This is a genomic window from Bradyrhizobium cajani (assembly GCF_009759665.1).
Taxonomy (GTDB): Bacteria; Pseudomonadota; Alphaproteobacteria; order Rhizobiales; family Xanthobacteraceae; genus Bradyrhizobium; species Bradyrhizobium cajani.
In genome coordinates this window covers 46,680-61,228 of record NZ_WQNE01000024.1, presented here as the reverse complement: position 1 = coordinate 61,228, position 14,549 = coordinate 46,680, and the positions used below count along the sequence as shown (strand labels likewise).

General features: G+C 57.9%; 12 protein-coding genes. 6 read left to right on the top strand and 6 right to left on the bottom strand.

Annotation, left to right across the window (positions count from 1 at the left end; translation table 11 throughout):
* Positions 1–63 precede the first annotated feature (63 nt).
* The 4 genes from GPL20_RS25570 to dctP form a co-directional block, all read right to left on the bottom strand.
* Positions 64–258, bottom strand: a complete 195-nt coding sequence (locus GPL20_RS25570) for an ABC transporter permease subunit (protein WP_157332828.1) — start codon at positions 256–258, stop codon at positions 64–66.
* A 56-nt stretch (positions 259–314) separates the two neighbouring features.
* On the bottom strand, positions 315–791 hold the full coding sequence (locus tag GPL20_RS25565) for an Lrp/AsnC family transcriptional regulator (RefSeq protein ID WP_157332825.1): 477 nt from the start codon (positions 789–791) through the stop codon (positions 315–317).
* Positions 792–1,050: 259 nt separating this feature from the next.
* The gene (locus GPL20_RS25560) at positions 1,051–2,190 is read right to left on the bottom strand and encodes an ABC transporter substrate-binding protein (RefSeq protein ID WP_157332823.1); all 1,140 of its coding nucleotides are present in this window, start codon (positions 2,188–2,190) and stop codon (positions 1,051–1,053) included.
* A 924-nt stretch (positions 2,191–3,114) separates the two neighbouring features.
* Positions 3,115–4,341: a TRAP transporter substrate-binding protein DctP gene (dctP, locus tag GPL20_RS25555; RefSeq protein ID WP_246250934.1), complete on the bottom strand. Its 1,227-nt coding sequence runs from the start codon at positions 4,339–4,341 to the stop codon at positions 3,115–3,117.
* Positions 4,342–4,649: 308 nt separating this feature from the next.
* Between dctP and GPL20_RS25550 the strand changes: the two genes are divergently transcribed.
* The 5 genes from GPL20_RS25550 to GPL20_RS25530 all read left to right on the top strand — a co-directional run bounded on the left by GPL20_RS25550 (position 4,650) and on the right by GPL20_RS25530 (position 10,008).
* Positions 4,650–5,756: an ABC transporter substrate-binding protein gene (locus GPL20_RS25550; protein WP_157332821.1), complete on the top strand. Its 1,107-nt coding sequence runs from the start codon at positions 4,650–4,652 to the stop codon at positions 5,754–5,756.
* A 75-nt stretch (positions 5,757–5,831) separates the two neighbouring features.
* Positions 5,832–6,917: an ABC transporter ATP-binding protein gene (locus GPL20_RS25545; protein ID WP_157332819.1), complete on the top strand. Its 1,086-nt coding sequence runs from the start codon at positions 5,832–5,834 to the stop codon at positions 6,915–6,917.
* Positions 6,914–7,807 (top strand): ABC transporter permease, encoded by an 894-nt coding sequence (locus GPL20_RS25540; RefSeq protein WP_157332817.1) that lies wholly within the window; start codon positions 6,914–6,916, stop codon positions 7,805–7,807. The genes GPL20_RS25545 and GPL20_RS25540 overlap by 4 nt, the downstream gene beginning before the upstream one ends.
* A 7-nt stretch (positions 7,808–7,814) precedes the next feature.
* A complete protein-coding gene (locus GPL20_RS25535; RefSeq protein WP_157332815.1) occupies positions 7,815–8,651 on the top strand; it encodes an ABC transporter permease in 837 nt (278 codons plus the stop codon).
* Between the two features lie 313 nt (positions 8,652–8,964).
* A complete protein-coding gene (locus GPL20_RS25530) occupies positions 8,965–10,008 on the top strand; it encodes a C45 family autoproteolytic acyltransferase/hydrolase (protein WP_157332812.1) in 1,044 nt (347 codons plus the stop codon).
* A gap of 211 nt (positions 10,009–10,219) precedes the next feature.
* Here GPL20_RS25530 and GPL20_RS25525 read toward each other — a convergent pair whose 3' ends face one another.
* Both GPL20_RS25525 and GPL20_RS39190 read right to left on the bottom strand, forming a co-directional pair.
* The gene (locus GPL20_RS25525; RefSeq protein ID WP_157332810.1) at positions 10,220–11,395 is read right to left on the bottom strand and encodes a M24 family metallopeptidase; all 1,176 of its coding nucleotides are present in this window, start codon (positions 11,393–11,395) and stop codon (positions 10,220–10,222) included.
* 276 nt (positions 11,396–11,671) lie between these two features.
* Entirely contained in the window at positions 11,672–12,214 is a 543-nt protein-coding gene (locus GPL20_RS39190) for an aspartate/glutamate racemase family protein (RefSeq protein WP_309143232.1), read from the bottom strand.
* Between the two features lie 962 nt (positions 12,215–13,176).
* On the opposite strand from GPL20_RS39190, the gene GPL20_RS25515 reads away from it, so the two are divergent.
* Positions 13,177–14,046, top strand: a complete 870-nt coding sequence (locus tag GPL20_RS25515; protein ID WP_157332809.1) for a LysR substrate-binding domain-containing protein — start codon at positions 13,177–13,179, stop codon at positions 14,044–14,046.
* Positions 14,047–14,549 lie beyond the last annotated feature (503 nt).

Here is a 14,549-nt window from a genome sequence, read left to right as displayed (position 1 = left end):
CATTTCGGCTCCCTGGCGGAATTTCGTGATTTCTAGTTTGACCTGTGATCTCACTCGAAGCTGTCAGGTATTTCTCTGTCGCCCAAGCAGGGCACCGATGATGATAACAACCCCGGCGAACAGCATCTGCAGCGTGGCCACAGCTGCAATGGTGGGATTGATGTCCTGCCGGATTCCTTCCCACATGCGCATCGGCAAGGTCGTGATCTTCCCAATGCCGAGGAACAGCACGTACACGAGGTCATCGAACGAGGCCATTGGAGGCTCAGGAGTTGAATCGGTTCTCTTCCTGTCCAATCCCATGCCAAGATTGGTCACCAGCACGCGAAAGAAGCCATTGGTAATGTGAAGCTGGCTTTGACCCGATCTAGAACGACCATCGTTTCAAAACGCATTATGTCTGGATTATCGCGTACCAGGCGCCGCGTAAAGTGCTCATAATCTTCCATATCATTTGCTGTGACTAGCAAGACGAAGTCGGTCTGGCCGGTAACGTAGAATCCGCTCATTACCTCGCTCATCTTGCAGATTGCGCGCTTGAAGCGATCAACGATGTCGGTCCGGCCGCGCTCAAATGAAATGAGAACCAACACGGTCACGTTCCGTCCGATTGCTTTTGGAGAAATGATCGAAACGTCTGCTTCTATGACGCCTTTCGATCGTAGGCGCTTCAGTCGACGCTGAACTCCGGATGCAGATAAACCGATCTTCGCGCCGAGTTCTTCACTCCTCAGTCGATTGTTGCGTTGCAGAAGATCAAGAAGACGAGCATCGATTCTGTCGAGTTCCATGGCTAGGTTGTTGGTTGATCGAAGAGGTCGAGAATTCTGCCCCGAGGATGTCACGTTAAGGCTATCCTGAAGGACTTGTACGAGGTGAATGTTGGGCCGCCTCGGCTAGGCCGTACCGGCTCTTGTCCTGAGATCGCCTCTGCGCGAGCTCCGGTCTCGATCAGTATGCGATCCAACACACCGTGCGGCGGCGTTGCAGGAGCTCAACACCAGCTGCAACGATGTCGAAGCCGCGAGCCGTTGATTGTTATCGAGTTCATCATGACCGCCATGCCAGCCAACGCTCTTGCATGTAACCTGCATTGGTCTTGCCGTCGGATCGTTTCGCCGCCAGCCAGGCTGCGTCAACGAGGACCGTCTTTGGCGCGTTCTCGGGACTTATGCTGAGATGCGGTATCAACTCGGCTGGGAGATACTTGAGCTGATTTGTGTTCGGCCCAGGATAGCCTGTCCCCTGGGTCCACCCGGCCGCAATTTGCGCCCGGTTCAGGAAGGCAATCAGCTTTTGCGCATTGGCTGTGTTAGGCCCGCCCTTCAAAATCACTGCGTAGGTATAGCCCAACGAGGCACCTTCCCAGCTAAATCGGATCGGCGCGCCCTGACGGATCGCGGCGAGGGCACGGCCGTTGTGAACGTTGGTCATGACGTATTCTCGGTTCATCAGGAGTTGAATCGGCTCCCCGGCGGCTACCCACCACTTGGTAATGTAGGGCTTGATCTCCCCGAGTTTTTTCAACGCGCGATCCAGTTTGTCATCGCTCAGCGGCCAAACATCCTTGGGTGCGACACCGTCGGCGAGGAGCGCAGACACGATGTTGGGCGCAGGCTCGGAACCACCATAGAACCCCCGCGGTCCGGGAAACGTTTTGACGTCCCAAAAATCCCCCCAGTTTTTTGGGCCGCCTTTAGGAAACGTGCGCTGATCATAAGCGAGGCCGACCCCCGAATAAAAAATTACGACTGCGTCTTCGAGGCGCGTGTGCGACGGTGTGCCCTCGAGCGACTCTTGGTCCCACAGGTTGTAATCGATCGGCACAAACATTCCGGCTTGGTGCATTGCTGGATAGTTATGTGACACAAGATAGGCGACGTCCCAATCGATGCGGCCGGCTTGGTTCATTGCTTTGATCTGGGGCTCAGACAAATCGGCCACCACATCTATGACTTTTATCCCCGTCGCTTTCGTGAACGGCTCATAGACATATCGCCGAACATTTTCCGTGAAGGAGCCACCGTAGCTATAAACGACCACTTCGCCACTGCCGGCGAGCTTTTCCACTGCCCACGCTGCAGTTGTTTTGGCGACGAACGGTACGCTTAGTAAGGCCGCCGTTGACTGCAGCAGTGAGCGGCGGCTCCGATCCTTGAATGAATGGGCCGCGAAATCCTGTTTGGTCATGACGCCCTCCTCCTTTACGCAGAACTGGGTGTTCCGCGATGCTTCGAAAAAGCCGTAACCGGGTGGGACGCTCGATACCTAGGACGATACCAGCGCGGAGCACGGTCCCTGCCGTCCTGGCCCAGCCTGCTTGGTTACGCTCATGAACTCCCCACCCACGTATTCCTTTTTGGCAGCGGTGCCCCACTCACCCAGGTCGGATTGCTAACCCGGCAGCGCGCCACCGGAAGCGGAGCCGCTATCGGGCAAAACTACCCGGCTGGAAGCCGCTTACCTCCTTCACTGCACGATATGAGAACAGGCGCCAATTTTCTTGTCAAGAAAAATTACAACCAAGATGCAGCTCAAAAATTTTCTGAGCGGGCGCGTACTGAAGGCTCTTGACCCGCCTCCCAACGCCCTAGCGGGCGTAGCTTCGAGCACACCGAAGCCAGCCAAAGCAATGCGGAAACCGGGCCTCGAAGGCGCTCAGGCCAAGCGGCCAAGTGTGCAGAAGGGAGCAAATCCTCTGGCGCTTCCGAACGGGCCCACCTCTAACGGCGAGGGGGAATCGCGCGCCTTCGCGTTGTCTTCCCCCGGATTGCTTTGAATGCCGCCAACGGCCTGCTGTAGGATTTATCTCTTTTTGGAAATCAGGGTCCAAAAGAGGCCCATGCATTCATTCACATCACCGCCGATTTCGCCCAGCAGGGCGATCGGTTACAAGGGCAACCCAGCGCAAAGACGAGAGCGGAGGCTGACCATTTACATCGCCGGTCAGCAGGTTCAGATCAACGTTGGCAGCAGAGCTGCGGTCAGGCGCGGGTCGTTTTCGATGTTGAGCAGCAAGGCGGCTGCGGTCTCAACCGGGTCGCCCCACAGCCCGGCAAGGCCTCGATGCGGATGTTGATCTGTTTCACGTCGCTATCTTGAGCCCGGCGATGTTCAGTTGTTCGCCAAAGCCCTGAATTCGGCGACAAGGCCCCTATCCCAGCAACCTGCCCGCTCCAGATCATCAAAAATCGCCATCGATCTCGCGTGCCACGGGCCCGCGGCGGCTTGCACCAGGACGGCGCCGTCTTCATTGAGCAGTCTGGGCAGCTGATCCGCAGTCTGCGTCATTAGATTGATGCAGTACTGTCCGGCTTCGGCGGCGGCCTGATTGAGGCCATCTTGCAGCGCGGGCGAGAGCATCTGATATAGTTGCCGGTTTATGGCAAAGGATAGATCGAGAGGCCGGTAGTCAAGCTGCGTCATGAAGCGCGCGTAGCGCGTGAAGCGCATACTCACAACGTGGCTGAGTTTGGAAATCATCGCGTCGATCTGGTCCGCTTGAAAGGTAGCTTCAACCTTCGCCCAGGGGACCACGACCGGCTCGCAGCCCAAGCGCTCCAGGTAGGCGCGAAAAGTCTCGTTCTCCGGGCATCGGACGCGTAAGCCCTTCAACTCATCCGGCGATGTGATGAGCTTCTTCGAGATTAGCACCACCGACGGAGCCTGGCCCCACTTCCAATTGGCATTCAGGAGCTCAACAGATTTTGCCCTGAGGGTGTCTCTCACGTCCGTGTTAAACAGCTTACTCGTCTGAAATCGCTCGTAGTGGGTTTCGCTAACGAAGCAGAAAGGAAGCGATGCCAGCCGCAGCGGCTGAGAGAACCTCTCAAAAAAACCAATACTTTCTGCAAATAGATCCAGCACGCCATTCATGAGCGCCTGAATCTGGGTAGCAGCCGATCCAAGCTGCGCAGCCGGAAACACGGCCACGGTCACTCGGGACCCGGTCCTCTTACCAACCAGCTCGGCAAACTTCTCAATCGCGCGGCCCTCGGTATCCCACGATGGAACTAGCGTACCGAGGCAGCGAGCCATCTGCTGGTCGCTTTGCAGAAAATAGTTCGGGGGCCGCTGCAACTCCAGGCCTATCTTGGCCAATGAGCGGATGGTTGCTGTGCTCTTTCCGTTCTCCAGCTTAGAAAGCTGCGGTACGGAAATGCCAACCGATTGCGCCATTACCTCGAGGCTGAGCCCGGCAGCCTTTCGCGCCTCGCGAATGCGCTGCCCCACGACTTGGCTGATATCGCCTTCTAACGGCGCGCTCATTCCCGCCTTGCCCTCAGCCGCCTCGGATCTCAAATTCTGAGCTTTAACAATCGTGTGGCTCGACTTTGCCATACCCCACCTGCTTCATCAACAAGCGCCCCTTGGAGGCCTCCTGGTTTGCCGCCTGACCGGCATGTACGTGCCGGCTGCAAACCGATTTGGTCCCAGCAGAAGAATAATGCCAGACCAGGTCGCTTTAATATTTTTCTTGACAAGAAAAAAATGTATCGGCTCAAATTGGAACCAATGAAGAAATGCGAGCGAACCGCGCTCGGGCTGGTACTTCGGGAGCGCAGCGCCGCCGTTGCACAATTTGAGTGCCGGAGCGCCTGCAGGCCCGCGGTAGAGCCAGGGGAAGCAACCAGGTAAGAGAGGCCATTATGGATAACATTCCGAAGACTGCTCTGAGGCGCCGGGCTTTTTTGAGGGGCGCTGCATCCGCTGCGGTGGGAAGCGTCATTTCCATGCCGTGGGTCAAAACCGCGTCGGCGCAAGAATTCGCTGGAAAGGTGCTGAGGGTCCTGACCTGGTCCGATCCCACCGGGCAGGCAGCGGTTCGCAATATTCTGCGGCCATTCGAAGCAGAGACGGGAGCAAAAGTGATACCTGATCTTACAGGGACCACTTCGGACATGATTGCCAAAATCAGGGCCTCTGCCTCTCGTCCGCAGTACGATCTGGTCATTCTTGGTGGATATGGTGCAGCGACGCTAGGAGAGGCAAATCTTCTCGAAAAGCCCGATTGGGCACAGATTCCCAATTCGCGAAGCTTGCTTCCACAGTACCGATCTGGCGCAGACGGATACGGCGTCGGCTACTTCCTGTGGACCGACGGAATTCTCTACAACACGAACGTCTATGGTCGCGCGCCTACCTCCTACCAGGCCCTTTGGACGGAGGAAAGCAAAGGGGGAGTCATTTTAGTGCCCCCGCAAAGCGGCGGAGCGATGGAGTTGGTCATTGCTGCTGCCAAGGTGGCGGGCGGTGATGCGAACAATCCGGACGCAGGATTTGCGCTGTTGGCGAAGTTGAAGGATCGGATCCTTACGATCACTAACAATCCAGCGCGGGTAGCAGAACTATTTCGTACCAACTCAGGTCGCTTGGCTGCGCCGTACTCTCCGCTACTGTACACCCAGTACATTCCCGATCCCCAATACAACATGAGCGGCACCTACGATATAGCCGAGGGCTTCTTCGTGGACTTGCAACTCATGGTGAGCCCGAGAGGGGCCCCTGGTGACCGGGCGGCGATACATGCTCTCATGAACAAAGCCTTAGCCCCTGAAGTGCAGGGAAAAATGGCTGAAGACGTCTGGTATGGCCCCACCAACGCGCAAGCGGTGCTTTCAGAAAAAGCAAGAGCCATCCCGTATATTGCATCGCCGGACTTGATTGCCAAACGCGCAATCACGCTTGACGCCAAGTTTCTTGCCTCCGTGCGAGACGACTGGGTGCGCCGATACGCTCAGGCGGTTGGAGGGTAGATGGCCTGGAACGGAAAGCAACGTACCTATTGCCATGCCTGATGGCATCTCGTCCCGAACCATAAGGTTTCAGCCATGACCGAGAAAGACAACGCCTTAGAGCTCGGAGACGTGAAGTGCCATTTCGCACAGGGAAAGGTGCGCGCTGTCGACGGCGTCTCACTGAGTGTCCCGAGGGGCGAGATCCTTTCCATTCTCGGCCCTTCGGGCTGTGGAAAGACGACTCTCATGCGGATGATTGCTGGTCTTGAGACGCCGACCCAGGGATACATTCGCATTCACGGTCGTGACGTAGCAGGCCTTACCCCGCAGCAGCGCAATGTGGGGCTCGTTTTTCAGTCTCTTGCCGTGTTCCCGCATATGACCGTCGAAAAGAATGTCGCCTTTGGCTTGAGGATGCGGAACGTCGCTTCCGAAACTATTCGGGCCAAGGTCAGGGACGTACTTGAACTAGTGCAATTGCCGCCCGCCAATTTCGCGGCGCGATGGCCGAACGAATTAAGCGGGGGCCAGCTGCAGCGCGTCGCTCTGGCACGTACCCTCGTGACCCAGCCTGCCCTCGTGCTGTTTGATGAGCCCATGGCTGCACTCGATCGCCGCCTTCGCGACTATATGGCCGTGGAATTACGTGCAATTCAAAAAAAAATGGGTATCGCTGCCGTCTACGTTACTCATGATCAGCAAACCGCGTCCACGATGTCTGACCGGATTGCGGTAATGAGCGGCGGCAAGGTCCTGCAGGTCGGCCCACCGCCGGATATTTACAATGCACCAGCCAATCGCTTCGTTGCCGAATTTGTCGGAGATGCAAACATCCTGACGGTGGGGAAGGTCTTGAGCGTCGACGGGGATATCTCAGAAGTCGAGGTTGAAGCAGGCTGCCGGCTCAGGGTGAAAGCTTGCGAGCATCTCACCAAGGGCGGCAAAATCATCTTCCGGCCTGGCCAGACGCAAGTCGATGTGGCCGACCCAGGAGGGGGGATGCAGGCGAAGCTGGTTTCGGTGAGCTTCAACAGCGGGTTCTACCATTGGCAAATGGAACTGCCTGATGGTACCTCGCTCTCCGCCGGATCAACCAGAGACTACTTGGCAAGCGCAAGTACGGGCCAATCTGTCTGGGTGTCTGTCGATCCCGAGCACACGCGTGTGGTAGAGGCATGACGACAGTCGGCACGAGCGAAGCCGCTGCAGCGCCTTTGGCGTCGGCGATAGCGAGCCCCATTCGGCGTCCGATTATTTGGCTGCTGCTGCCTGCAGGTCTGTTGGCTGGGCTGCTGCTCGTTTGTACGCTCACCTTATTGCGCATCAGCTTCGGTCCGCGCTATGCCGAGTGGAATGGATGGAGCCTCGCAGCCTTTGTCGAGGCCTTCAGCCCATATTTTTTGTCAATCATTCTCAACACGATCTGGCTTGCCCTTGTCAGCGCAGTTCTTGCAACGGTAGTTTCGTTCCCGATCGCACTCTTCATGGTGCGGACTTCCTCGAGACTGGCGCGCGATTTGGTGCTGATTTGCATCATGTTGCCCATGGTGGTTGGTCTTCTGGTGCAAAGCTTCGGCTGGGTTGCGATCCTGGGCCCGGATGGGCTGATCAATCAGGTCGCCTTTTTGATAACCGGTGAGCCGCGCACCTTCAGCCTCCTGTTCAACACCACCGGTGTATTGCTTGGCCTTGTGCAAACCACGATCCCTCTCGCGGTGCTGCCGCTGGTCTCGTCGCTTAGCGTGATTCCGTCCGATCTCGAGGAAGCTGCGAGCGTGCTCGGGGCAAGGCGTTTGCAGACTTACCGCCATGTCATCCTTCCCATGGCTATGCCAGGTATCGCCGCCGGCACGATCCTAGTGTTTGGCTTTAACACCGGCGCTTTCGTGGTGCCGCTCCTTCTTGGCGGTTCGCGAGTCTCTACGATCGCGGTGATCATCCGCGATCAAATGGGCACGCTTTCCAATTGGCCGCTGGGCGCCGCGCTTTCGATGGCGTTGATTTTCATTGCGCTCTCGGTCCAGGTCGCCCACCGGCACATGGGCTCCAGATCGCGTTTTGAGAGATAGCTGCACAATGTCAGGAATTGGCCGACATGGCGCGGAATCGGCGCTGATCGGTTCGGTGACCGCGATCCTCATCGCGCTGATCCTGGCGCCGATTGCCATTGTGGTGGTGATGTCGTTTACGGCCGCCAGCACCCTGCAATTTCCGCCGCCCGGCTTTTCTCTTAGGTGGTATCTTGAGGTCTGGCATATGGCGACCGGAGACGCCGCAAGCCTCACGCGGCTCACCGAGTCGTTTCGGGTCAGCGTTGCGATTGCCGCTTTGACCGCTTTCCTTTGCGTCCTGGCAAGTGTACCTGCAAGCTATGCGCTAGTACGCTATCGCTTTCCGGGCCGTTCGGCTGTCGAAGAACTCCTCGGTTTGCCGATTGTGTTTCCGGCCGTAGTGCTCGGCATTGCGCTGCTCATTCTGGTCAGCGTCAGCGGCATTGAATTTGGCTTATGGCAGATCGTGGCTGCGCATGCGATTACCTTCTTGCCCTTCACGATGCGCAACTGCATCACCGCGCTGAAGGGAGTCGATCCGGAACTTGAGGAGGCCGCAAAAACGTTGGGCGCCTCGCCGTTGCGCACTTTCGTTGAGATCGTCCTGCCGCTGATGCGGGCCGGCATCGCTTGGGGCGTCCTGCTGGTTTTCATTCTGTCGTTCAACGAGTTCACGCTCAGCTATTTCCTTTACACTGTTGATGTGTTTCCCCTGTCGATCTGGTTGTTTCAGCAGTCCAATACTTCCTTTAGTCCAGCGATTTTTGCAGTTTCTGCGCTGACGATCTTCTTCAACATCGGGATCATATTGACGGTCGACGCGATTGTTGGGAAACGCGGTGGCGCACACATTCGGAGTTAGGCCGTAAGATCCGGGCCGGAGCGCCGGCGAGCATCACGCGCGATCTTGCAGAACAGCAGCCATCCTGCGGCCGCCGCGCCCGCACACTCGCCACGCGCGAAGCTCACACGGATACGCCGAAGCTTGCGGAGCTCTTCGCGCGTTTCTCGCGCTCGGAGGCCCGGAGCTGGAGAGGATTGCTTCCGGCGCCCATCCGCGCGGGTGCAGCAAACACGACTCGGCTGGATTTTTCACTAAATGAAAAAAACGCACTTGCACGAACGAGCTGAATTTATACTATAAGCAGAACCTGCGGTACTATGGAGGATTTTAGGTGCAGAAAGCAGAAATCCCAGTCGTGATTCTAACCGGCACGCCTCACCAAAGAGGCGTCGCCCACGGCATCAGGTTCCGCGATCACATCGCGCGTGTTCTTGCGCACGATGTCGGTGCACTTCCAGCAGCCGAGCGATCCGCGGCGGGCCGGCGGGCCGTTGCGGCATTTGATGCAATTCGCGAGACATCACCTGAGACAGCCGAGGAAATCGAGGGAATTGCCGAAGGTGCATGTCAGTCCGTGCCCGATATCGTCCTGCGCAGTGGGTTCGAATTATTGAAACCGAACAGCGACAGTGGATGCAGCGCTATCGCACTGAAGACGAAGGCGGGAGCTATTGCCGCTCAGAACTGGGACGCGCCCGTTCACAAGCACTCCGAACTTGCTCTCTTTCTGCACTTCTCCCGGAGCGCCTTCGAATTTGCGGTTGTCGCCTCGTTTGGCGGCCTTGGCTGGGCCGGAATGAACAGCGCAGGTCTCGCGCTGGTCAACAACGATCTCATCCTTAACGGGTGCGCGGCCGGCATTCCAAGCCAGGTCGTACGCCGCATCGTGTTCGCCATGGCCGACGTCGCATCCGCTGCCGCTGCGCTTGCCGCTCTGCCTCACATGGGTGGCCGTTCCTACCTGATCGGCGATCGGAGGGGCGAGATCGCCGCCGCGGAAGTGTCGGCCAACGGAGGGGCGTATTTCCTGCCAGCTGCAGAGGCCCACTTGCACACGAACAACTCATTGCTGCCCGAAACGCGCAGACAGGAAAATCAGGACGCGCTACGCGGTATCTACCCGTCATCGGCTGCACGCCTTGCGGCCCTCCAATGCGCCTTTACACGCGAGAGCCTGAGCGTAGAGGGCGTAAAGCGAGTGCTCTGCGACGAAACGGGGGCACCCAATGCTGTTTGCAAGACCGCCTCGCCGGAGGAGCCAACCGAGACAGCATTCTCGATCATTATGGATTGCGGTCACGGTGAAATCCATCTCGCTTCCGGCCGGCCCTCCGTTAGCAGCTATCGCAGAGTTCTTCTGCCGAAAGTTTTCTGAACTAAAATTAACTTTAGGTGCTCAGCGGCTGCCTGCGCGGCATAAGCGAGAGCCGCTTCTACCCGATTGGGTGGGGCTCATCCCACGAGCAAGGTACGTCAGCAGGGCTGCGCCGAGCCGACGAGTTCTTGCGCCTCAAATTGTCAGCTCCTTTGGCAGTGCAGATCGCACTGCCGGCGCGTAGTCGGGCAGACTCAGCCGCCTGCTTCGACTATTTGACGAACAGCTTGCGCGGTGTCGACGTCAACGGCTCGTGTCCACGGTCAGTCACAGCGAAGGATTGGGTGATGGTGATTCCAACGTCATCGAGCCATAGGCCTGGCATCATGTGGAAAACCATGCCGGGACGGAGGAGAGTTTGATCCCCCTTGCGCAGACTGGCGGTGCGCTCGCCGACCGCAGGTGGGAAGCCCACCCCGATCGAATAGCCGAGCCTCGCCTCCTTCTCAAATCCATGGCGGGCGAGCGTATGCCGAAAGGCGTCTTCGACTTCCGAGCATGTCCGCCCGGGCCGGACACTTTCAAGGCCAGCATTCAAAGCCTCGACTACGACGTCTGCGAGCTTGTAATAGCTGGACGCAGGCTTTCCGACCGAGATCGAACGGCTGAGGTTGACTTGATACCGATGCCGGTTTCCAAAAAGTTCGAGATTGATTGTCGTTGAAGCTGGCAGCGGCTCGTCCGTCCAGGCGGCATGTGGCGCAATCTGACGTTCGCCGATGCAAAGATAGGGAGGCGTGCAAGCGTAGGCGCCCCCAAACTCGGGCGTCCCCGACATCATCTGGTGGTAGACGGCAGCTGCAACATCACATTCGCGCACACCGGGCTCGATCGTGTCGATGGCCCTCTCCATCATCGCATCGGCTATGCGGCCGGCTTGGCGCATAATGGAAATTTCAGCCGGGCTCTTTACAATCCGGATCCAGTTGACCAGCACGTCGGCATCTACAAACTGAGCGAGCGGCAGCGCCCGGACGAGATCAGCATGCGCCCGCGCGGAATAATAATAGCCTCCCATCTCGACGCCGATTCGCGCTTTTTCGCCGCCCAGTTCCTTTGCAACATCAGCCACAAAGTCGTACGGCGACAAGGCCGATTGTACATAGCGGTCGGAGTAGGCCCTGATGTTCTCGTCCGTAAGATAGGTGGTCATCAGCGCCGAGATGCGGTCCATGAACCGCCCGATCCAGATTGGCTCGTCGTGATTGAGCGCGACGATCACCATTTGTGGCGTATAGAATGAGTATGCGTTGTAGCCGGTCAGATAGTTGTGATTGGCCGGCTCCGAGAGGAGCAGAATATCGATGCCCCGCCTGCCCATCTCGCTTTTGACGGCCGCCACGCGTGCCGCGAACTCAGCCCGCTCGAAATGCAGTTCTTTTTTCATGAGCTTGGATCTCCAATTGACAATTGACTATTCTCTGCTGTTTTCCTCTTGCGCGCGATGACTTGCGCAGCCGAGGAGCCCGATCCGCGAGATTTCTGTTGACCAAATGCGGGCAAGAGCGGTTCTCCGGAGTTCAGTTGGAGACATTCGCAGCGGCAATGTGTGGCATTGTGTCTGCGTGCCCGCAGAAGTTTCTTTGGCGAACCGACTCCGTTGCGGACATCTGCCTGAGCTCGTGTTCGGAATCCGCCTTTTCGGGTGCATGTAACGACGGCCTCAGGCGATGGACGCCATCGTCATCCGGCAGAGATCCGTAATATCGTAGACAGGCAGCTTCACGACACGGCGGATTGCCGGCGCAACGGCTGGGAACGCGGCGCATTCGAAAAGGATGGTCGCGATGTCTGGATGCGCGGAGCGGAGGCGCGCGACGCAGGCCGCGACATCCGCCTGAATGGCAGCGACGTCGGTCGGCGGCGCCGGACGCTTTAACTCATCATGCCAGAACTTGCCGCCTTCAATGCCACCTATCACGATCCTCGCCCGCTGGCCCGGATCATCGATCCCGAGCAGATCCTCTCCGCAATGCGCCGAATCATACGTCAGTACGGCGATCTTGGCCTGCGGAGCCGACTGGCGGAGCAGCGCTGGCAGCAGGAGCAGACTGGACATTACTACGGGTACATTCACCGATGCGGCGACCGCCCGCTGGTGGCGGATGGAGAAGCCACAGGTCGAGCTGATCGCAACGGCGCCTCGCTCGACCAGCCGCTGGGCGGCTGCGATGTAGGCCGGTTCGAGCGCCGGATCTCCTCGCACGACGTTCTCCACCCAAGCTCCCGCAACGGTCTCCGAGATGGTCGGGAAGGTGAAAGTAGCGGGGCTCAGCATTGACCCGGGCACTGGCGTCGGCGGCTTGGCGCCAGGCCGCAACCCGCGTTCTAGGTGCAGGATCCCGAGAGAGCTTGGAGTTTGCGATGCCATGGACGGAGGATAGCTCGGCCAACCGCCGAATTCCTCCCATTTGACGCTTTGTAATGCAGAAATTGTGCGAATTGTCCCGCAACAGGAGAGAATGCTCAGCTGTATTGAGCGATCTCATGCAGTTCGCGGCATGCGGTGGCTGTGGGGTTCACCCGCTGTTTGGGAACTCCCTAAACCGACCACGCGAACCGAGGCACGCTTGGGACTGAAGACCGTAGCCAATCGAAGGGCGAGATCATTTCGGTTCGTGATGCGTCAAAAAACAGTTGGAGGAGTAATGGAATCCTCGCTATGTGCCTCCATTGACCACAAGAGCGATTGGGTCGGTTCGATCGCTGCGACCACCGCCCCCGGGGCGGGAATGGCCCTGGCATGACGGGTGTCGGCTCGACGCGTGTCATCTCTGCTCCGGTCGAAGGCGTTGCGACAAGCTGTTGCCAGACCCACTTCAGGATATGTGCCCGCCCTGCAAGTTCGTAGTCCTTGAGGCGCCGGGAACGGGTCTTTGACGTGGTCGAACGGGGGAGACAGTCATACAAAGGCTCGTCAGCCGCGGCCTAACGCCACGTCGACGGGGCCGGTCGCCGCTTACGCGCGCTGGAGTTGCGTATCGGCCGCCAGAAACTGATCGCCGATTTGGATGTTGGATTGTATTGCCCCCTCCTTCCATTCGTCTCCAACTTGGGGCCGCACCAAGTCCTTCGCCTCGGGCAAACGTCCAACAATGCAGTGGTCGTGCGAATTGACGGAAATTGAATTTCGGGGGTAGTGGTAGATCGCTTCTATGGGGCAGAACCATGAATTTGGTCGAATTGAGAGCGTTCACAGCCGTTGCGAAGGGGGGCGGATTTGTTCGCGCAGCCGGGATCTTGAATCGCTCGCAGCCTACAATTACAGCGCAAATAAAGAATCTCGAGGGCCGCTATAATGTCGAGCTGTTCTTTCGCGGCCGGGGACGCACGTCTCAACTGACGCCACTGGGAGAGCGTCTCTTTGAGATCACGCAGGCTCTCTTTCAACTTGAAGAAGATGCCAGCAATCTTCTTTCGAGTGCTGGTAAGCTTCGGGACGGCATCATACGGATCGGCGCCATCGCGCCGCGTAGTGCGATAAACATGCTTGGCAAGTTTCATCAGCGTTACCCGAACGTGGATGTCAAGCTAACGTTTGCTAATTCCGAGGAAATCCTGTCGGCTGTCATCGATTGCAGAATTGATGTAGGCTTCCTTGGCGCTCATGAAGACCATCCGGCATGCGATATGTATCCACTCTCCTCGCCCGAAATTGTTCTTATTGCGCACAGCGGGCACCATATTCACCGGGCGGGCATTATCGACCGGGCAGCGTTCAAGTCAGAGACTCTTTTGATGCGTGAACCGGGTTCGGAAACGCGCCAGCTAGCAGAAGAACAGCTGCATCGTCACAACTATGTACCGGGTCGCGCTCTTGAAATTGGCAGTCGGGAAGGCGTTTGCGCCGCGGTAGCTGCTGGGATCGGCATCGGAATTGTGTCGGCTGACGAAATCGAGCCGCGAAAAGAATATAAGATTGTTAGATTTTCGGATTTTCGAGTCTTTGGAACGCTTCGCCTGGTTTGTCTCAAGAAGCGTCGACACTCTCCGCTTATTCGGGAATTGTTGACCACGATCATCGGTGAAGTGCGGTAGCAATTCTAATACCTGGAAAGCCATTTAACTGTAGATCACAATCAGCTGTACAAGTGCGACCACATTCCAAACGTCCCGGGTCGCAAAGTTTGGCCGCTGAGCTTGGCCGTGTGCCACCGCTAAGTACGTCCAAGTTCACGAGGATGCGCCTGGGCACTCTGCCGAGCGTCGATACATCAAGTCGACGCCCCGCGCAACAGATGCGCTCTAACGATCGACCGGCAGATTCCAATCCTACTTGCCAAGATAGAGCGAGCAGCTTCGGGGTCGCACATCCACGCGCAATCGGGTGTGGGGCGCGACCGCCTGCACATATTCTCGCGCACAGCGCCCTCCGGTGGGGGTCCTCACCGGACGATTCCATCACTTTCCACTGTCGCGGAATGAGCTCCAGCATCTCGGGCCTCCCCTCCCCGATCCCGCGCACTCGCGAGTCACCGCAGTAGCGACAGTTTGCAAGTGCCGCGGAAAAGGCGCTCCTGCGCCAACGCTCAGCGGTAGTC